Source organism: Staphylococcus sp. CoH_129_LAB_1, from assembly GCF_058191515.1.
In genome coordinates this window covers 91,887-112,729 of the sequence record NZ_JBXWKZ010000002.1, presented here as the reverse complement: position 1 = coordinate 112,729, position 20,843 = coordinate 91,887, and the positions used below count along the sequence as shown (strand labels likewise).

21 protein-coding genes and 1 riboswitch are annotated in these 20,843 nt (G+C 29.8%); of the genes, 15 read left to right on the top strand and 6 right to left on the bottom strand.

Going from position 1 to position 20,843, the window contains the following annotated elements; genetic code table 11:
• Window positions 1-98: 98 nt before the first annotated feature.
• A complete protein-coding gene (gene zwf, locus AC2FB1_RS01375) occupies window positions 99-1,583 on the bottom strand; it encodes a glucose-6-phosphate dehydrogenase (RefSeq protein WP_490673484.1) in 1,485 nt (494 codons plus the stop codon).
• A 242-nt stretch (window positions 1,584-1,825) separates the two neighbouring features.
• On the opposite strand from zwf, the gene rnz reads away from it, so the two are divergent.
• Complete coding sequence (gene rnz / locus AC2FB1_RS01370) at window positions 1,826-2,746, top strand: ribonuclease Z (RefSeq protein ID WP_490673483.1); 921 nt, start codon at window positions 1,826-1,828, stop codon at window positions 2,744-2,746.
• 77 nt (window positions 2,747-2,823) lie between these two features.
• Here the strand turns inward: rnz and proC are convergent, their stop codons facing one another.
• Window positions 2,824-3,639, bottom strand: coding sequence for a pyrroline-5-carboxylate reductase (proC, locus tag AC2FB1_RS01365; protein WP_490673482.1), 816 nt, complete (start codon window positions 3,637-3,639; stop codon window positions 2,824-2,826).
• Between the two features lie 108 nt (window positions 3,640-3,747).
• On the opposite strand from proC, the gene AC2FB1_RS01360 reads away from it, so the two are divergent.
• Entirely contained in the window at window positions 3,748-4,503 is a 756-nt protein-coding gene (locus AC2FB1_RS01360; protein ID WP_490673527.1) for an SDR family NAD(P)-dependent oxidoreductase, read from the top strand.
• 103 nt (window positions 4,504-4,606) lie between these two features.
• Here the strand turns inward: AC2FB1_RS01360 and AC2FB1_RS01355 are convergent, their stop codons facing one another.
• Window positions 4,607-5,515 (bottom strand): aldo/keto reductase, encoded by a 909-nt coding sequence (locus tag AC2FB1_RS01355; RefSeq protein ID WP_490673481.1) that lies wholly within the window; start codon window positions 5,513-5,515, stop codon window positions 4,607-4,609.
• An 82-nt stretch (window positions 5,516-5,597) separates the two neighbouring features.
• Between AC2FB1_RS01355 and AC2FB1_RS01350 the strand changes: the two genes are divergently transcribed.
• From AC2FB1_RS01350 to xerD, 3 genes are all read left to right on the top strand, one after another.
• On the top strand, window positions 5,598-6,140 hold the full coding sequence (locus tag AC2FB1_RS01350) for an NUDIX domain-containing protein (protein ID WP_490673480.1): 543 nt from the start codon (window positions 5,598-5,600) through the stop codon (window positions 6,138-6,140).
• Between the two features lie 100 nt (window positions 6,141-6,240).
• Window positions 6,241-6,687 (top strand): ferric iron uptake transcriptional regulator, encoded by a 447-nt coding sequence (fur, locus tag AC2FB1_RS01345; protein ID WP_048679284.1) that lies wholly within the window; start codon window positions 6,241-6,243, stop codon window positions 6,685-6,687.
• Window positions 6,688-6,851: 164 nt separating this feature from the next.
• Window positions 6,852-7,739 (top strand): site-specific tyrosine recombinase XerD, encoded by an 888-nt coding sequence (gene xerD, locus AC2FB1_RS01340; protein WP_490673479.1) that lies wholly within the window; start codon window positions 6,852-6,854, stop codon window positions 7,737-7,739.
• Window positions 7,740-7,764: 25 nt separating this feature from the next.
• Here xerD and AC2FB1_RS01335 read toward each other — a convergent pair whose 3' ends face one another.
• Window positions 7,765-8,268, bottom strand: a complete 504-nt coding sequence (locus AC2FB1_RS01335) for a DUF309 domain-containing protein (RefSeq protein WP_490673478.1) — start codon at window positions 8,266-8,268, stop codon at window positions 7,765-7,767.
• Window positions 8,269-8,366: 98 nt separating this feature from the next.
• Between AC2FB1_RS01335 and AC2FB1_RS01330 the strand changes: the two genes are divergently transcribed.
• From AC2FB1_RS01330 to AC2FB1_RS01305, 6 genes are all read left to right on the top strand, one after another.
• The gene (locus AC2FB1_RS01330; protein WP_490673477.1) at window positions 8,367-9,098 is read left to right on the top strand and encodes a segregation and condensation protein A; all 732 of its coding nucleotides are present in this window, start codon (window positions 8,367-8,369) and stop codon (window positions 9,096-9,098) included.
• Window positions 9,091-9,624, top strand: coding sequence for an SMC-Scp complex subunit ScpB (scpB, locus tag AC2FB1_RS01325; RefSeq protein WP_490673476.1), 534 nt, complete (start codon window positions 9,091-9,093; stop codon window positions 9,622-9,624). The genes AC2FB1_RS01330 and scpB overlap by 8 nt, the downstream gene beginning before the upstream one ends.
• 1 nt (window position 9,625) lies before the next feature.
• Window positions 9,626-10,363 carry a pseudouridine synthase gene (locus AC2FB1_RS01320; RefSeq protein ID WP_490673475.1) on the top strand — a complete coding sequence of 246 codons (738 nt, stop codon included), beginning with the start codon at window positions 9,626-9,628 and terminating at the stop codon, window positions 10,361-10,363.
• A gap of 198 nt (window positions 10,364-10,561) precedes the next feature.
• Window positions 10,562-11,287 (top strand): response regulator, encoded by a 726-nt coding sequence (locus AC2FB1_RS01315; protein WP_490673474.1) that lies wholly within the window; start codon window positions 10,562-10,564, stop codon window positions 11,285-11,287.
• On the top strand, window positions 11,271-13,037 hold the full coding sequence (locus tag AC2FB1_RS01310) for an ATP-binding protein (RefSeq protein ID WP_490673526.1): 1,767 nt from the start codon (window positions 11,271-11,273) through the stop codon (window positions 13,035-13,037). The genes AC2FB1_RS01315 and AC2FB1_RS01310 overlap by 17 nt, the downstream gene beginning before the upstream one ends.
• A 242-nt stretch (window positions 13,038-13,279) precedes the next feature.
• Window positions 13,280-13,407: riboswitch (FMN riboswitch) on the top strand.
• 62 nt (window positions 13,408-13,469) lie between these two features.
• A complete protein-coding gene (locus AC2FB1_RS01305) occupies window positions 13,470-14,015 on the top strand; it encodes an ECF transporter S component (RefSeq protein ID WP_490673473.1) in 546 nt (181 codons plus the stop codon).
• 83 nt (window positions 14,016-14,098) lie between these two features.
• Here AC2FB1_RS01305 and AC2FB1_RS01300 read toward each other — a convergent pair whose 3' ends face one another.
• A complete protein-coding gene (locus AC2FB1_RS01300; RefSeq protein ID WP_002449743.1) occupies window positions 14,099-14,347 on the bottom strand; it encodes a ferredoxin in 249 nt (82 codons plus the stop codon).
• Window positions 14,348-14,442: 95 nt separating this feature from the next.
• Here AC2FB1_RS01300 and AC2FB1_RS01295 point away from each other — a divergent pair, with 95 nt between their 5' ends.
• The 4 genes from AC2FB1_RS01295 to ypdA all read left to right on the top strand — a co-directional run bounded on the left by AC2FB1_RS01295 (window position 14,443) and on the right by ypdA (window position 19,568).
• Window positions 14,443-15,408 carry a helix-turn-helix domain-containing protein gene (locus AC2FB1_RS01295; protein ID WP_490673472.1) on the top strand — a complete coding sequence of 322 codons (966 nt, stop codon included), beginning with the start codon at window positions 14,443-14,445 and terminating at the stop codon, window positions 15,406-15,408.
• Window positions 15,389-16,768 (top strand): RecQ family ATP-dependent DNA helicase, encoded by a 1,380-nt coding sequence (locus AC2FB1_RS01290; RefSeq protein ID WP_490673471.1) that lies wholly within the window; start codon window positions 15,389-15,391, stop codon window positions 16,766-16,768. Before AC2FB1_RS01295 ends, AC2FB1_RS01290 begins: the two co-directional genes overlap by 20 nt.
• Window positions 16,769-16,915: 147 nt before the next feature.
• Window positions 16,916-18,433, top strand: coding sequence for a LysM peptidoglycan-binding domain-containing protein (locus tag AC2FB1_RS01285; protein WP_490673470.1), 1,518 nt, complete (start codon window positions 16,916-16,918; stop codon window positions 18,431-18,433).
• A gap of 148 nt (window positions 18,434-18,581) precedes the next feature.
• Window positions 18,582-19,568, top strand: a complete 987-nt coding sequence (gene ypdA, locus AC2FB1_RS01280; RefSeq protein ID WP_490673469.1) for a bacillithiol disulfide reductase YpdA — start codon at window positions 18,582-18,584, stop codon at window positions 19,566-19,568.
• Window positions 19,569-19,806: 238 nt separating this feature from the next.
• On the opposite strand, the gene AC2FB1_RS01275 is transcribed toward ypdA, so the two are convergent.
• Complete coding sequence (locus tag AC2FB1_RS01275; RefSeq protein WP_490673468.1) at window positions 19,807-20,775, bottom strand: asparaginase; 969 nt, start codon at window positions 20,773-20,775, stop codon at window positions 19,807-19,809.
• Between the last annotated feature and the right edge of the window lie 68 nt (window positions 20,776-20,843).

Below are 20,843 nucleotides of genomic sequence, written 5' to 3'. Positions count from 1 at the left end.
AAATTTAAAAAGGACAAGACTTTATTTTCAATGAGTGAAAATAATATAACGCGTCTTATCCTTTATACATTTATCACATTAAACTTTAGAATGTATTTTTATTGAATATCGTCCCACCAATGATTTCCGTCTCTACTTAATAATAAATCACTTTCGATAGGTCCATTTGTACCCGATGTATAATTAGGGAAGTTTGGATCAATCATTGTCCAATGTTCTTGAATAGCGTCTACAAATTTCCATGTAGATTTAAGTTCTTCCCAATGTGTAAAGTTAGTTGCATCACCTTTAAGACAATCAAATAACAAGTTTTCATATGCATCTACAGTATTCATTTTATCTTGTGCACTCATTGCATAAGACAGTTGAACAGGTTTTGTTTCGATGCCTTGGATACTTTTCTTAGCATTTAAGTGTAATGAAATCCCTTCATTAGGTTGAATATTAATAACTAATAAATTAGAATCAAGTAATTTATCTGTTTGATAATATAAATTCATAGGAACTTCTTTAAATTCTACAACAACTTGTATACATTTAGACTTCATACGCTTACCAGTACGTATATAGAAAGGTACACCAGCCCAACGGAAGTTATCGATAGTTAATCTTCCTGAAACAAAGGTTGGTGTATTAGAATCAGACGCAACACGATCTTCATCTCTATAAGCGATAACATGTCGATCATTAATAGTACCTTCCCCATATTGTCCACGCACAAAATTTTGATTAACTTCTTCAGGTTTTAATTGTCTTAAAGATTTTAATACTTTCACCTTTTCAGCTCGAATATCTTCACTTTTAAGACTAATAGGTGCTTCCATTGCTAATAATGCAACCATTTGTAACATATGATTTTGTACCATATCTTTTAAAGCACCGCTCGATTCATAATAACCTCCACGGTCTTCAACACCTAGGACTTCTGAAGAAGTAACCTGGATATTAGAAATATATTTATTATTCCAAAGTGGCTCAAACATCGCATTAGCGAATCGAAGAACTTCGATATTTTGCACCATATCTTTACCAAGATAATGATCAATTCTATATATTTCTTCTTCTTTAAAAGACTGTCGCAATTGATTATTTAACTTTTCAGCAGATTTAAAATCACTACCAAATGGTTTTTCAATGACCAGGCGTTTAAATCCTTTAGTTTCAGTTAAGCCAGAAGCTTTTAAATAATCAGAAATTGGTCCAAAGAATTGAGGCGCCATTGCTAAGTAAAATAGGCGATTGCCTTCTAATTTAAACTTATCATCAAGATCATTAGAAAATGATAATAATTCATGATAACTTTGTTCTTCATTTACATCATTTTTAAAGTAAAAAACGTGTTCCATGAATTCGTCAAGTCGATGAGTATCTTTCACGTGCGTTTGAATAGATTTTTTAACTTGTTCACGGAAGAAATCATTAGTATAATCTCTTCGACCAACACCAATAATTGCAATATGTTCATCTAAATTATCTTGTTGATATAAATGGAATAAAGAAGGGAATAATTTTCTATGACTCAAATCTCCAGTTGCGCCAAATATAGTAATTAAACAAGGAATATGTTTAGTGTGTGTATTCAAATTCAAAACCTCAATTCTTTAATTGCTATGATTCATTCATTATAAATTAAAACTGTTTTTCTTGATATGTTTTTGCCTAAAATTATTGATCATATTTACAACAATAAACTAAATGATATACAATTTTATTTTTATAAGTTACATTATACCCTAAATTCTGGTAAATTCATTTATTTTATTTCATATGATAACAAACTTATAGACGTATGATAAAATATATTGAAGAAAGAGGAGGCATATGCATGGAAGTTACATTTTTTGGAACGAGTGCGGGTTTACCTACTAAAGATCGTAATACTCAAGCGATTGCTTTAAATCTAGAACCTTATTCAAATTCTGTATGGTTATTCGATGTAGGAGAGGGGACTCAACATCAAATTTTGCATCATTCAATAAAATTAGGCAAAGTTGATCACATTTTTATCACGCATATGCATGGCGATCATATTTTTGGATTACCTGGACTATTGACAAGTCGTTCATTCCAAGGGGGAGAAGATAAGCCATTGACGATAATAGGGCCAACAGGGTTACAACAATTTATTGAAACATCTTTGAAATTATCTGAATCTCATTTAAACTATCCTATTACATATATCGAAATTGATAATAATTTTACATACCATCATAATGGCTTTACGGTTTCAGCAAGATTATTAAATCACGGTATACCTTCATATGGTTATCGAATTGAGGCACCCACAACTCCAGGTACAATTGATGTGACAGCATTAAAATCAATTGGACTAGAACCGGGTCCCAAATATCAAGAAGTAAAAATGTTTGATACCTTTGAGTATAATAATCAAGTTTATCTTTCTAAAGACTTTAAAGGTCCATCCAAGCCAGGACCTATCGTTACAATTTTTGGAGATACGAAACCTTGTGATAACGAATATATACTTGCAGAAAATGCGGATATTATGATTCATGAAGCTACATATATTGAAGGAGATAAAACTTTAGCAAATAACTATCATCATAGTCACATTGACGATGTATTTAATTTAATCCATCAGTCTAGTGTGAAAAAAAGTTTTATTACCCATTTAAGTAATCGATATAATTTAGAAGATATCGAAGAAATAAACCATACTTTAAAAGAAATGAAAGAGACACCTAACTTTGAGTTTGTTAAAGACTTCGATACATTCAAATTTTAAATAATAACTAAAATCTCAAAAAATAGCTATAACGAATGTATTATCTTAATTTTCGTTATAGCTATTTTTAACATTGATTATTCATCTTCACTTTTAGAAAGGGCAATACTTCTACGAACTGCAGCATCTAGACAAGCCTTAAAAACGCCCTCAATATCATGCTGGTCAAGTTCATTTAATCCAGCTTGCGTGGTGCCGCCTTTAGAGGTAATATTTTTTCTAAGTTGTTCCATACTCAAATCAGATCGCTCAATCATCTTACTTGTGCCAATAATTAGATTTTTAATGGATTCTTCTACTTGTTTCTTTTCAAGACCTAATGATGTTCCCGCTTTAACATATTGTTCAAAAACATGATATAAAAAAGCTGGTCCGCTTCCTGTAATAGCCGTCACTTGGTGTAAATATTCCTCGTCAACTTCAATAACTGAACCAAAAGCACTAATTAATTCAGTTACTTCATCTTTAGAATGAGGATCGAAATTACCAGAAAAGCTAATGCCTGTTACTGAATGACCTACCTGTGCGTTTGTATTTGGCATAATTCTAGCAACCGGATTATTCATTTCTAATTTTTCTCGAATATAATTTATCGATAGACCAGCCATAATAGATATAAAACGATGATCCGATTGGATATGTGACTTTATACGTGTTGCGACTGTTTCGAAATCATGAGGTTTAGTACCTAAAAATACATAATCTGCATCTTTTAATAAAAACGGGTCATCATAGCTATATTTTACTCCTAATTCTTTCGCAAATGATTTTAAAGCATTTTCATTTGATTTGTTTGTTAAATAAATATCATTATGTTTTAAAATTTTAGAATCAATAATTCCTTTAAAAATCGCTTGTGCCATGTTACCAGCGCCATAAAATACTAACTTCATAAAATAGCACCATCCTTACCATAAATTGATAAAACTATAGTAACATATTTATTATAAATATTATTAAAAATGAAGCATTACTTATTAGATAGGAGAGAGTCACCAGTGATTGTAGGTAAACATTTTATCGTAACTGGAGGAACAAGTGGCTTAGGTTTAGAAATAACAAAAGAACTATTAAAAAGGGGTGCATATGTTACCCTTATTGTTCGTAGTACGAAAAAATTTGAAAATATTAATTTTGACTTGTACAAAAAACGTGTTTCGATGCTTAAATGTAATTTACAAGATACTTTAGAAGTAGGCCATATATCTAAATCGCTTTGTTATCCTATTGACGGAATCGTTTACAGTGCAGGATTAGGATTTTTTAAATCCATACAATCTCATTCGTTAGAAGAAATGATAGAGACTTATCATGTAAATGTGCTTGGTTTTATTGCATTATTTAAAACTGTTAAACCATATTTAACATCAAATGCTTCTATAGTAGGTATTTCAAGTCAATCAGCATTTGTAACACAAGCGAATGCGGCATTTTATGGTTCATCTAAAGCTGCTTTAAATAGCGTGTTAAATGCCCTAAGAATCGAGGAGCAAAACTTACATGTTATGGCTGTTAATCCAGGTCCCATTAATACACCGTTCCACAAAAAAGCAGATCCATCATTAAAGTATGCTAATAAATATGCATCAATGATGATAGACCCTAAAATACTCGCAAAAGAAATCGTTAGAGGTATAATCACTCGCAAAGTAGAAATTAATAAGCCAGTATGGATGAATCCATTATTAAAACTTTACCAATTAGCTCCTAGAAAAATTGAGACATATTTTACTTCATTGTTTAAAAACAAAGTATAATTAACACTTAAAAAATAAAGTGATGAAGCAATCATTATTCATACTTCATCACTTTTACTTTATATATAAACTTTTCTTTGTAAGACCTCTTAAACATGATTCATTACTCAAGATGCTGAGTATATTCTAAATCTTTTACACGATGACGTGCAGATTTAATTTGATCTAAACTTACTGTTTTATTAAAATTAGCAATATTGTCTCTTAATTGTGAGATTGAACTTGCACCAACAATAATAGATCCTAATGCATCATGAGATTTTAAATATTCAAATGATAAAGCGCTTAAATTACTTTCAATTTCTTTAACAGAAGCAATTGTTTCTCCTAATTCATGATAATTATAATCAAAAATACCCTCAGAGAATTTTTGATCGATGACATTAACACTATTTGAAGTAAGTAATCCTTTAAAAACGGGACCACGTGCTAAAACTTTCACGCCATGAGAGTGTATGTTGTTTAAAAGACGTTCTGGGCGATTATCAATGAGATTAAATTGAGACATAATAGTTTCTATTTGACTATGTTTTAAATAATAATCAATGACGTTAGGTCTTATTGAAGAGATTCCATAAGCTTTAATAATACCTTCTTTTTTTAGTTCATCAAATGCACTAATTGTTTCATCTAGCGGATCATCAATTGTTCCACCATGAAGTTGATAAAGATCTAACTGTTCTATATCTAAACGTTTTAAAGAACCTTTAACACTTTCTTTAATATATTTTTTTGATGGGTCCCAAGTAGTACTACCATCATTCATCGGTCTATTTCCTACTTTTGTTCCTATAACTATGTCATCTCTATTTTGATATTTTTTTAAAGCCTTTCCGACAATTTCTTCATTGACGCCTCGATTATAAATATCTGCTGTATCAAAATAAGTAATACCATTTTCAATTGCACACTCAATGATTTCTTGCGCGTGATGATATTCTGTGCCTAAACTCATACATCCTAAACCTAGCTCTGAAATTTCAATGCCACTTTTTAATATATTTTTTTGCATGAACATTCTCCTTCCGATACACTTTAAGTAACGCATTTATCTTATCAATTTATTAACTCAATTAAAAGGGACGTGAATGTAATTGGACTTTAATGAAAAAACATTTGATAGAACAGTCATTTATAATGGTAAAATTATCGATCTAGAAATACACGATGTTGAGCTACCAGATGGAAATACCTCAAAAAGAGAAATTATTAAGCATAATGGTGCTGTTGCAATTTGTGCTATTACTCCAGAAAAAGAAATATTATTGGTTAAACAATATCGTAAACCAGTTGAAAAAAACTTGTTAGAAATTCCAGCAGGTAAATTAGAAAAAGATGAAGAAAGAGAAGAAGCCGCTAAACGTGAATTAGAGGAAGAAACTGGTTACATAGCTCATAATCTGACGTTCATCACACATATGTATGGTTCTCCAGGATTTTCAAATGAGAAACTAACTATTTACTTTACTGATGATTTAAGTGAAGGAGAATTAAATCTAGACGATGACGAATTTGTAGAATTACATAAAATACACTTGGACGATATCCATGCACTTTTAGAAAACAATGAAATTGAAGATGCAAAAACGATCATTGCTTTACAGTATGTATTATCAAATTATAATCATTCTAAATAAGACGTGATAATAACTTGATTTTTACTAAAATTATTGGTAATTTATTAATTGAAATAATTTAGTTTAAAATGATTATAATTAATAGAGGAGTGATGCTCCCGTGGAAGAACGTCTAAATAGAGTGAAACAACAATTGCAGCAATCTTCTTATAAATTAACACCTCAACGCGAAGCAACAGTTCGTGTGTTAATTGAAAATGAAAAAGATCATCTAAGCGCTGAAGATGTGTATTTAAAAGTAAAAGATAAGGCGCCTGAAATTGGTTTGGCTACTGTATACCGAACTCTAGAACTACTTGCTGAATTAAAAGTAGTAGATAAAATTAATTTTGGTGATGGTGTAGCACGTTTTGATTTAAGGAAAGAAGGCGCGAAACATTTTCATCATCACTTAGTTTGTATGGAATGTGGTAAGGTAGATGAAATTCATGAAGATTTACTGCCAAAAGTAGAAGAACGTGTTGAATCAGAATATCAATTTAAAATTTTGGATCATCGTTTAACATTTCATGGTATTTGTTCAGAATGCCAAGCTAAAGGGAAATAATAATTTAAAACTACTTTAGTGTTATATCAAATTTAAATGCAAATGCTTCTAAATACTTTTCAAGATAAAAAGCAACTCGTAATAATTAGTCGATTAAAGGTGTGAAATTAAGAATTAATATTGAATTCTATTTCATACCTTTTTTATATAAACAGAGGTGTAATATGAATACGATTATTGAAGAATTCTTAAAATTTATACAAATTGAAAAAGGGTTAAGTGAAAATACTATCGGTGCATATCGACGTGATTTAGCTAAATATGAGGAATATATGAAAGAACATAAAATTGCTCATATCGATTTTATTGATCGCCAAGTTATACAAGAATGTTTGGGATATTTAATTGATCAAGGTGCTTCAGCTAAATCAATGGCTCGCTTTATCTCTACAATTCGCAATTTTCATCAATTTGCACTTAGAGAAAAATATGCTTCTAAAGATCCAACTGTTTTAATTGAGACCCCAAAATATGAGAAAAAGTTACCCGATGTTTTAGAGGTTAAGGAAGTACTTCAACTTTTAGAAACACCTGATTTAAATAAAAAAAATGGGTATCGTGATCGTACAATATTAGAATTATTATACGCGACTGGCATGCGTGTTTCTGAACTGATACAAATTAATGTTGAAGATATAAATCTTATCATGGGATTTGTTAAAGTATTTGGTAAAGGAAATAAAGAGCGAATTATACCATTAGGTGATACTGTTATTGAATTTCTAGATACGTATTTAGAAAAGATACGTCCTCAACTTTTAAAAAAGACGATTACGAATGTATTGTTTTTAAATATGCACGGTAGACCCTTAACAAGACAAGGAATATGGAAGATGATTAAACAATATGGTTCTAAAGCCAACATTAACAAAACTTTGACGCCTCATACATTGAGACATTCATTTGCTACACATCTCTTAGAAAATGGAGCAGATCTAAGAGCGGTTCAAGAAATGCTTGGTCATTCTGATATTTCAACAACACAACTTTATACACATGTGTCTAAATCTCAAATAAGACAAATGTATAATCAATTTCATCCTAGAGCTTAAAATAAAAGAAAGAAAAGTGGAAGATTCAACTTTTCTTTCTTTTATTTTTAAGTGCTTCTTTTCTAGCTGCGATTACATCACTTCTATCTCTTAGACGATGGTGATGAACTATTATATCATCAGTATTAATTTGACTATTATATTCATAATTAGGATATAAATTAATGATTTCCTGTTCTACGCAAGACTTAATTGGTAACTTTAGCGGTTGGAATTCCTGATTGAGTTTCACTTTTTCTATTTGTTTTTGAATCAATAAGGTAAATTCATTAACCTTTAAACCTAGAGTCTCTTTATCTTTTGCATGATTAAATGTATATAACGCTTTTTTAAAACTTTTTAATGCACCTAACTTATTATGTCGTCTATAATGATACATTGCAGTTGAAAACAGTATTAAACTAACTATGGCATCTTTTTTAGAAAAATTAGGTTTGGATTTCCATGATTCTTCTAAAATATCATGACATAAAAAATAATGTTGATGTGTATGAAATTGATAATAAAAGTGACTTAACGCTTTATTCATGAATACTCATCCTTAATTTAATTCTAATATATATTCATGCTATAATATTTAAGTGAATTATGCACAATTTAAATTTTATAATACAAGGAAGTTAATTTATGTACGAAGTTAAATTAGATGCTTTTAATGGCCCATTAGATTTACTTCTTCATTTAATACATAAATATGAAATAGATATTTATGATATACCAATGAAAGCTTTAACTGAGCAATATATGCAATATGTTCACGCAATGAAAGAAGTTGAAATTAATATTGCAAGTGAATATTTAGTGATGGCTTCAGAGTTATTAATGATAAAAAGTAGATTATTATTGCCACAACAAGAAATCGAAAACGAGTTAGAAGAGGATCCTCGTGAGGAACTTGTAGGTCGTTTAATTGAATATCAAAATTATAAAGAATATTCTTTACTATTAACAGAATTAAAGAAAGAACGAGAATTATATTATACTAAACTACCAACTGATTTATCTCATTTAGAAAAAGAAACGCATTGGGACAAAAACCAAACTATTGATTTGACTCAACTGATTGTTGCATATCAAAGAGTAAAAAATAGAGTAGCATTAAATACGCCTAAAGTTGTTGAAATTTCAAAAGATACTTTTACGATTCAACAAGCGACTGAAGTAGTCACTAAACATTTAGAGAAACAAACAGCGTTCAGCTTTTTTAGTCTATTTAACTTTGATGAATCTGTGAGTAAAATCGTTACACATTTTTTAGCAATACTAGAAATGTCTAAAGTAGGTCTTATTAATATAGAACAGTCAAATAATTTTGAAGACATTAATATCATTAGAGGAGTGAACTATTCTATTGGATAACATTGGAATTATAGAGTCTTTATTATTTACTGTAGGCGACGAAGGACTCGAAGCGCGTCAGCTTGCAGATATTTTAAAGATAGATTTAGATGAACTTGATCAATTAATTTCGACATATCATTCAAAAGGTCTTGAAATACAAAGATATGGTTCCATTTATATGTTAACCTCTAAAAAAGAGAGTGCACCTTTTATCGAAGCACTTGTGGATCAAAAAGCGCACATGAAATTATCTCAAGCAGCTATGGAGACGCTGTCGATTATTGCTTATAATCAACCATTAACTAGAAGTGATATCGAAGTAACAAGAGGAATTAATTCTGATGGCGCAGTAAGAACATTAATTGCTAGAGGACTTATTGAAGCAAAAGACACAGAGAAATCTCGTAGTCATTTACTCATTACTACTAATTTATTTTTAAATGTGTTTGGGATTAAATCATTAGAAGAATTACCATCTACTGAAGAGGATAATGAAGAAATTGAAAATTTCTTTAGTACACTTACAGATCAAAAGGAGAAATAGAATGAATAAAAATTTAGAAAGACTTCAAAAACGAATTGCTAACAGTGGATATACATCTCGAAGAAAAGCAGAAACTTTAATAACAGAAGGTAAAGTGAAAGTGAATGGTCAAGTAATTACTGAACTCGGTACGAAGGTGAAATCTTCAGATACTGTTGAAGTCGAAGGAATTAAAATTGAGCAAGAAGATAAAATTTATATTTTGTTCTATAAACCAACTCAAGTCATTACTAGCGTTTCAGATGATAGAGGTAGAACTGTTGTAACAGATTATTTTAAAGATTTAGAAGCAAGAATCTATCCAGTTGGACGATTAGACTATGATACTTCAGGATTATTATTACTTACAAACGATGGTGAATTTACTAATCTTATGACTCATCCTAGATATCATATTCAAAAAAAATATGTTGCTAAGTTAAAAGGCTATTTAATGAGAGATGAAGTTAAAGCATTAGAACAAGGTATTGAATTAGAGGACGGTTTTACACAACCTGCTCAAGTTAAAATTAAAAATCAAAATAAAGAAAAAAATACTACTCTTGTTGAAATAACTATTAGTGAAGGTAGAAATAGACAGGTCAGACGTATGTTTGAACATTTTAATCATACTGTTGATAAATTAACACGAATTGAGTTTGGAAATCTTAATTTAAAAGGTTTAAATGCAGGAGAAGGTAGAGTATTAACTCCTCATGAGGTGAAAACATTAAGACATATGGCTGAAAATGGTAATTAATTCGAGGTAACTTAAACATCGCTAAATTGTTTTCTCAATTATAATGTGAATTCTTTTATTAATTTATTCATTGTAATATTGAATCATAAATTTTATGACAGAAAAGTAAATTTGTTAAGTAAATTTAATAGAAAGCTTTAATACAGTGAATATGCTATAATCAATAAGGTATAGAGCATGTGTAGGAGGTATATTGTAATGACGAATGAAATATTAATTGTAGACGATGAAGATAGAATCAGAAGATTACTAAAACTTTACTTAGAAAGAGAATCGTTTACTATCCATGAAGCAAGTGATGGTAAGAAAGCATATGAACTTGCTATGGAAAATGACTATGCGTGCATTCTTTTAGATTTAATGTTGCCTGAAATGGACGGTATTGAAATGTCATCCAAATTACGTGAACATAAAGATACACCTATCATTATGCTTACAGCTAAAGGTGAAGAGACAAATCGTGTAGAAGGATTCGAATCAGGTGCAGATGATTATATAGTGAAGCCTTTTTCTCCTCGAGAAGTAGTATTAAGAGTAAAAGCATTACTACGTAGAACCCAAACATCTAAACCAGAGCAACGTGAGCCACATGCAAGAGATGTTATTGAGTTTAATCATCTTACTATTGATAATGATGCACATCGTGTATTAGCGGATCAGCAACAAGTGAATTTAACTCCAAAAGAATATGAGTTATTAATATACTTAGCGAAAACACCTAATAAAGTATTCGATCGCGAACAATTATTAAAAGAAGTTTGGCATTATGAATTTTATGGTGATCTAAGAACTGTAGACACACATGTTAAACGTTTAAGAGAAAAATTAAATCGAGTTTCTGAAGAAGCTGCGCATATGATTCAAACCGTTTGGGGTGTCGGTTACAAATTTGAGGTCAATATAAATGATGAATCGACTAAATAGTGTTGTTATAAAACTGTGGTTAACTATAATATTTATAGTAACGACAGTTTTAATTTTATTAAGTGCAGCATTAATTACATTTATTCAATACTATTACACCCAACAAACAGAAAACGCTATAAGAGAAGATGCTTCACGAATAAGTCATCTTGTTGAAAAAGCTGATAATAAGTCACTTGCTATACAACATAGTCAGGAATTGATTGATGGTACAGGTGGCGTTATTATAATGTCTAATAAAAGTATGTCAGCAGAAAAAACATATAATCCACTTAAAAAAAGAATGTTAAAAGAAATTCAAAACAATGACAACTTCAATAAAGTATTTAATACAGGAAAGTCCGCTACACAAAATGTCACAATAAGTGAAAAAGGATCGTCTCATTCTTATATTCTTTTAGGATATCCAATGCAATCTCAAGATCGTAAGCATGCCAAATTTAGTGGAGTATTTATATATCAAGATTTAAAAACAATAGAAGATACTAATAATGCTATTACAATTATTATTTTAATTACTGCAATTGTATTTTTAATTGTTTCAACAATTTTCGCATTCTTTTTATCTAACCGTATTACTAAGCCACTTAGACAACTCAGTACACAAGCAATTAATGTATCAAATGGAGATTATTCTCAAAAAGCGACAGTAAATACTAAAGATGAAATTGGTGAACTTTCGTATACTTTTAACAATATGAGTTATAAAATTCAAGAACACATTGAAGCTTTATCTACTCAAAAAAATATTCGTGATCGTTTATTTAATTCTATGGTCGAAGGCGTAGTAGGTTTAAATGATAAAAGTGAAATAATTTTATCTAATAAAATGGCAGACCAAATACTACCGACAATCGATACATCTATTTATTCAGAAATTAAAAGTCAAATAAATGATACATTTTGTTCAAAAGGCACAGAATTTAATGAGTATACAATTAACTCTAAATATTACGTATTTATAATGAGCTATATTGATCGTATTCAACAAGATGGTCGTAGTGGTATTGTAATTATCATAAGAGATATGACAAATGAACATAACCTTGATCAAATGAAGAAAGACTTTATCGCTAATGTCTCCCATGAATTACGTACACCGATTTCATTATTACAAGGTTATACTGAATCGATAGTCGATGGCATTGTTACTGAACCTAATGAAATCAAAGAATCACTATCAATAGTATTAGATGAAACGAAAAGACTTAATCGTCTTGTCAACGAACTTTTAAATGTTGCAAGAATGGATGCTGAAGGGTTAACTATCAACAAAGAAGTACAACCTATAATGCCACTGTTACGTAAAATACAACTTAAATATCGACAGCAAGCTCAAGATTTAGAACTAAACATAGATTTATTACCAAATATTAATGAAGATGATTTATGGAATTATGATGCTGATAGAATTGATCAAGTGCTCACAAATTTAATTGATAATGCAACACGTTATACACACCCTGGAGATTCAATTAAGATTACTGCTGATAGAGATAGTCAATATCAAATTTTAAATATAAAAGATACAGGTAGCGGCATTTCTCCTGAACATCTTGATCATGTATTTGATCGGTTTTATAAAGTAGAAGCTTCTAGAACTAGAGGTAAACAAGGTACTGGTTTGGGATTATTTATTTGTAAAATGATTATTCAAGAACATGGTGGAATTATTTCTGTAGAGAGTACTGTGAATGAAGGTACAACCTTTATTATCAAATTACCTAGACCTACTGTAGATAATAAATAATTAATCTTTAATAAAGCTGAAATAAATATTCAAAAGACAATTTAGATTTACTCTCTTCAAAGTTTAAGAAAACTTTGGAGAGTTTTTTTATTTATACTTCTTAAAATGGAATGTCTCATTTCATTTTAAAATAAAAATAGTCGATTAAACGGATGCTAATGGTTATCATCTTTATAAATAAACAAAGATATTGCAATGAAATATTTATTCATGTAATATTAATTTTAAATGATAAATTCGTAATTCATCTTCGGGGTAGGGTGTAATTCCCAACCGGCAGTAATTTAAGCCTGCGACCCGCTTCAATAGAAGTGGCTGATTCAGTGGAAATCTGAAGCCGACAGTAAAGTCTGGAGGGGAGAAGATGGAGGTTTTGTTGTGCAAAAGTATCCTCCAATTCTTAGTAAGATGAATGGAAGGAGAAAATTGAATATGCAACAAAATAAACGTTTAATTACCATAAGTATGTTGAGTGCAATTGCATTTATATTAACATTTTTAAAATTCCCATTACCGTTTTTACCTCCATACTTAACATTAGATTTTAGTGATGTACCGACTTTATTAGCTACTTTTATTTTTGGGCCCGTATCAGGTCTTCTTGTAGCATTAATTAAAAATATATTAAATTTCTTATTTAATATTGGTGATCCTGTTGGCCCAGTGGCAAACTTTTTAGCTGGAGCTAGTTTTTTACTAATAGCCTATTATGTTAGTCATCGTAAACAAAGTTCATCTCGTCATTCCTTAATTATCGGATTAGTTGCTGGCACTATTACTATGACTATAGTTTTAAGTATTTTAAATTATTTTGTCTTACTACCTTTATATGGCATGATATTTAACCTTGGCGACGTATTTAATAATTTAAAAGTAATCGTTTTATCTGGTATTATTCCTTTTAATATTATTAAAGGATGTGTAATTTCCATTATCTTTATTTTGCTATATCGACGTTTAAAAAAAGTATTGAAATAAAATTAAAACCTCCGCTACCTTCTTAATAGGATTTGTCGGAGGTTTTATATTATAATTGTGTTAATACAATTTTATTTACGAGTTTATTCAAACTTTAAGGCATCCCCGTCAAAAGGTTCTTCTTCAATTTTAATTGAATCAGTTGGACAACCTTCAAGAGCATCTTCCATATCTTCATATAATTCTTCTGGTACTTCTGCAGTACCTTGATTATCGTCAAGGATTACGAAAGCAATACCTTCGTCATCATAATCGTAAATATCTGGTGCAGCAGCGCCACAAGCACCACAAGCAATGCATGTATCCATATCAACGATTGTGTACTTTGCCATTTTATTCGCCTCCTTTGATAAAAATGCTACACTAGTTATAATAAATAAATTTATTATATTCTAGATAAAAAGTTCTATAAAAGAGGAGTTCACTCATGCAAGAAATGATTAGTTATGTTAAACATCACTCATTCAATTATAAAACTAATAAAAGTATATATAATATTTTAAGTGGAAAAAAGTCACATCAAACGTTTTTTGATGCGAGCTCTCAACAACTTTTATCATTATATCATAGTTTACCTAAATTAAAATATCAGACATTTGAACGACTTTTGAATAAAAATGATATAGAAAAATTAAATATTAAGATTCATCCTCGTTTTACTTATGACAGTTTAAACAATACTTTTAAATGTATTCAATTATTAATTCAGACAATTTCTCAATATCTTCATCACCAACTTAACTTTGTACCAATAAATCAACAAGTTTTTATTCAAAATAGAGTGAAAAAAATTTATAGTCATATTCTTGAAAATGATTTAGTAAAGGATTTTGAAAAAGAAGTGACTGATTTATTTCAAGCAATCAGTTTAAATAATGATAGTAAGTGTTACCTTCATTATTATCTACAAGGTTATGATGAACCTATGTATACAAGACAACAGGTGAGTTTGATAGAGAATATTTCCATTGCAAAATTATATACTTTAGAACTTAATAATTTAGTCACATTGGGAAGTGAAATTGAAGATAAACAACGTTATCCTATATTATCTAAATGTATTATTCTTTCATCATTATTAAATAAAACATCTATTACACAACAATATCTTCATCAAGGTCTAAGTTTGAATGAAATCGCAATTGCACAAAATGTTAAACTCAATACAATAGAAGATCATATATTAGAATTATTTATTAAAGGTTATGAAAAAAATTACGAAAATTATGTAGATAAAAAAGATATGTTTCAATTTACTAACTACTATGTAGAACATAAAGGAGAAAGATTAAAAGTATATAAAAAAGAATTTGATAATTTGTCATACTTTGAAATTAAACTAATGATTGTTGGAATAGAAAGAGGTGAAATAAATGTTAGAAGACAATCTTAAACAATGGTTTGGATATGAAACTTTCCATCCAGGTCAGAAAGAAGTTATAGAGAGTGTGTTACAAGGCGAGCATACACTCGGGGTTTTGCCAACAGGTAGTGGAAAAAGCCTATGCTATCAATTTCCAACCTATATTCAAAAAAAACCTACTCTCATTATTTCACCATTAATTTCTTTAATGGATGACCAAGTGATGCAACTTAAATCACAGGGTGAACGTAAAGTCATATGTATTCATTCAGGTATGGATGAACAAGAAAGAAAAGAAAATATCAATTTATTAAACCAAAGTCGTTTTATATTTTTAAGTCCCGAATTTATTCTTCAATCTCACCATTTCAATTTAATTAAAAATATACCATTTGGTTTAGTTGTTTTAGATGAAGCACATTGTTTATCAGAGTGGGGTTATGATTTTAGGCCACATTATGCACTTATTGGTCAAATCACGCATCATTTTAAATCTGCGACTATCTTAGCATTAACCGCTACTGCACCTCCACATTTAACAAGTGATTTAGAACATATTTTAAAAGTTAAATTAAACACTATACAAACTACTATGAATCGTGAAAACATTTCATTATCACATTTTAATTTTAATAATGACGACGAAAAAATAAAATGGTTATTGGAATTCATTGAATCTTCAGGCCCTACAATTATTTATGTGTCATCTAAGAAGATATGCTTACAACTCGCAAAACTCATTTATCAGCATGGATATTTAACTGGTATTTATCACGGAGATTTATCTTATCAAGAACGTCAAACTGTTCAAAATCAATTTATTAATAACTTTATTCCAGTTATTGTAGCTACTAGTGCTTTTGGAATGGGCGTTAATAAAAAAGACATTCGTACAGTAATTCATTTTCATTTATCATCTAGTCCTTCAAATTATTTACAAGAAATTGGAAGAGCTGGAAGAGATGGAGAAAAAAGCCAAGCGATTAGTCTATATCAACCAGACGATGCTTACATTCTAGAGACATTGTTATTTAGTGATGCTATCATAACAGAAGATGTAGAAGCTTTTGAGTTAGGTGTATTCCTTCCACCCAACAAAGAAGAAATTTTGACAATATTACATCAAAATTATTCATTTAAGGATTTGAAACATATTTTTAACACATCATTTGTACGTAAACAAGCTGGTTTTCAAAGAATAATAGGTTATACTCATATAGATCAATGTAGAAGAAAATTTTTACTTGAGTTTTTTGGAGAATATCCTAAACAACCTAATGAATGTTGTGACAATGATTCAGATTTAAGTAAAATTGAGTGTTACAACAGAAAAAAAGTTAAACGACCATTTAATTTCAATGAAAAAATCAAAAATTTATTTAGAGTTTAGTGACTATACTTTACTAAAATATTTTATACAGGATATAATTAAATTATAAAATGATTTATAAGAAATTTAAAAAACGATACATATTTATGCATTACTTGGGTATAAATAATGTAACGATTAAAATAAGAAAAAGAGAGGATGTTGACTGTGTCTAGAGATAATTTTAAGGATGATTTTGAAAAAAACCGACAATCGATAGATTCAGACGATCAATTCGATCGTTTAAATAATGAAACCAATGATGAAATAGACAATCTTAACAATGAAACTGATCAACAGTTTCCACCAAGAAATGCACAAAGACGACAAAGAAGAAGAAACCAATCTTCTAGTCGTAACAAGAAATTTAATGATCAAGTTAATGATTATGAAGAAGGCTCATTAGATGATCGTTATGACGAAGATACATTTGAAAAAGTACATAAAGACAATGATCGTGATTTCCAAACTCAATCAAGTCATGGTTATGACGATAAGCATATTAATGATGATAAAATGAATAGTGACCATCGTCGTCATCGTGATTTTGATCAAGATGAGGATGGACATCAAGATCATCATTCAAAAATTGGAAAAAATGCAACGATAGCTGGGGGGGCTACTGCTGCAGGAGCTGTTGGAGCAAAAGCATCACGTAATAAAAAACATAAAAATAATCGTAAGAAAAATGATTATCCTAATGATGACGTGCATCGTCATGATAATGAAAATTATAAGGATAGCGAAAATAGAAGTGTTCAACGTGACAATGGGCATGACGAACATAATGATGAACTAGATAATAAGCAAAATAGAAAAAAAGGAAATAAAGGTAAAAAAGCTGCTGCAATTGGTGCTGGTGCTGCTGGAGTAGGTGCTGCTGGTGCTGCCGCTTCTAAACATAAACATCATGATGAACATAACAATTTAAACGATCATAATGGTGACAAGCATAATCATGAAGATAACCATCATGATTATGAAGAGAATGATGGTTTCCAAGCTCATGATGGAAAGAAAAAACGTGGTTTAATGGGAATTTTACTTCCACTAATAGCTTTATTACTTATTTTAGCTGCTTTAGCTATTTTTATTGGCATGTATCTAAATAATGATGACAAAGATAAAAACAGTAGCACTACAGATAATAAAACAGAACAAACTGCAAACACAGATAAATCTAAAGACAAAGCTACAGATGAAAAAGATAAATCAAATGAATCAGCAGCAACAAAAGAAGATAAATCGAGTGAATCAGCAGCAACAAAAGAAGATAAATCGAGTGAATCAGCAGCAACAAAAGAAGATAAATCGAGTGAATCAGATAATAGTGCTAAAAATGATAGTAATGAGTCAAATGGATCATCTACTTCAGAAAATAACACTTCAGACCAAAATTCTACTGAAAGCGCAACATCTGAAAATGTTAACAATAAATCTAATATAGATAACAATTCATCAAGTTCAGACAATAACTCAGATTCTCAATCAACTCAAAATAGCACACAATCAAGTAATAGTGCTGGTCAACAAACTCACGTAGTATCTGGTAATGACAATTTATACCGTATTGCAATTCAATACTACGGTGAAGGTACAATTGAAAATGTAAATAAATTAAAACGTGCTAATGGTTTAACTAGTAACAATATTGTAAATGGACAAAAATTAGTTATTCCTCAATAATAGTTGAATTTATAAATAAAGGTACACCTAAAAAGGTGTATCTTTTTTGTTTACTTAAAGATAACTAAATAAAAACGTAAATATTTTTATTTAGAAATATATCCTTAAACTGATATAATATGAAAGTGATTAAAGGAGGCCATTAAATATGCAAACAATTGAAAGTATTATTATTGGTGGAGGCCCATGTGGTTTAAGTGCAGCAATTGAACAGAAGAAAAAAGGCATAGACACCTTAGTTATTGAAAAAGGTAATATTGTAGATGCAATTTATCATTATCCTACGCATCAAACTTTTTTCTCATCCAGTGATAAATTAAGTATTGGAGATGTACCATTTATTGTTGAGGAAAGTAAACCTCGTCGTAATCAAGCACTTGTCTATTATAGAGAAGTAGTAAAATTCCACAATTTGAATATACATCCTTTTGAAGAAGTATTAACAGTTAAAAAAATTGGAAATAAATTTACAATCACAACAACAAAAGACGTTTATGAATGTAAATTTTTAACAGTTGCAACTGGTTATTACGGTCAACATAATACTTTAGATGTCAAAGGTGCAGATTTATCTAAGGTTAAACACTACTTTAAAGAAGCACATCCATATTTTAATCAAGATGTGGTAGTTATTGGAGGCAAGAACTCTGCAGTAGATGCCGCATTAGAATTGGAAAAAGCTGGAGCAAATGTAACTGTATTATATCGCGGAGATCGGTATTCAGCAGCAATTAAACCTTGGATTTTACCGAATTTTGAATCTTTAGTTAACCATGAAAAAATCGACATGGAATTTGATGCAAATGTTACTGAAATCACTCAACAATCAGTAACTTATGAAAAAAATGGTGTATCTGTAACGATTCCAAATGACTTTATTTTTGCAATGATTGGTTATCATCCAGATTATGAGTTTTTACAATCTATTGGTATAGAGATTCATACTAATGAATTTGGAACAGCTCCAATTTACAATAAAGAAACGTATGAAACAAACGTAGAAAATTGTTATATTGCTGGTGTTATAGCAGCTGGTAATGATAATAATTCTATTTTCATTGAAAATGGTAAATATCACGGTGGTATTATTGCTCAAAGTATTTTAAGAAAAAAACAAACTCCATTAGAAAGTTAAACTTCATTTATTTCAATAAAAATAGCCTAAGACATAATGAAAGTTGTCTTAGGCTATTTTTATATGTTGACAGTCGATGGCTAAATTAAAAATAGTTTTGTATCTAGGTTTTTCAATACTAGTACCGTGATTTCAATATTGAGAAACTTTTATAAACAAAGTCTATGTCAAAAGTAGTTTGTGATTCGTAACTAGAATAGGACAATAGATTTAAACTAAATTCTATCCGATTCTCTATTTAAGCTTCAAAGTATTCTTTCAATTCTTTGTGATTCATATGATTACTTAAACCAATTAAAAGTTTTAATCTTGCCTTAGGACCATTTAATCCGTTTGAAAAAATAAGACCCTCTTCAGCTAATCGGAATCCTCCACCTTCATAATCATAAATTGGACTTACAATGCCATTAAATGAGCGAGATACAAGTACGATAGGAATCTCCTTTTGTATACATAGTTTAATACCTTTTAAACAACTTGGAGGTAAATTACCTTGACCTAACGCTTCAATAATAATACCTTGAACATTATGTTGAGCGTAAAATTCTAAAACTTCATCAGTCATTCCCATATACGCTTTGATTAAAGGCACATTTAGATTTTCATCTATTCTTGGAAATACTTTTTGTCTGTATGGAAAGTTATAAAATTGAACACGCTCTTTAGTTAAAATACCTAAAGGACCTTGATTAGGACTTTGAAATGTATTGATATTCGAAGTATGTGTTTTAGTAACATTTCTCGCAGTATGTATTTCGTCATTAAATACGACCATCACGCCTTTATCAGAAGCATCTGCTGATGTTGCAACTCTAATTGCTGAAATAAAGTTATATAGTCCATCTGAGCCGATTTCGTTTGATGAACGCATTGCACCTGTTATAACGATAGGTTGACTTATATCTATTGTTAAATCAAGCAAAAAAGCAGTCTCTTCTAATGTATCTGTTCCATGTGTAATAACACATCCATCATAATGATTTTTAGAAAATTCTTTAATAATAATGTCTTTTAACTTTATAACATGAGAAAGTGTGATGTGTGGTGATGGAACATTAAAGGGGCTAATTTCTTCTACACTTGCATATTGACCTATAATGGTTTTATGCAATGAAATAGGATTGATATCATTCGTAACAACTTGATTTAGTTGATTTTGTGACATACTAATTGTTCCACCTGTATGAATAACAAGTATCTGTTTCATTAAACTCCTCCTATTTTTAAAATACATATTTATGATAAAATAATACAGATAAAACAACAAGAAAGGAA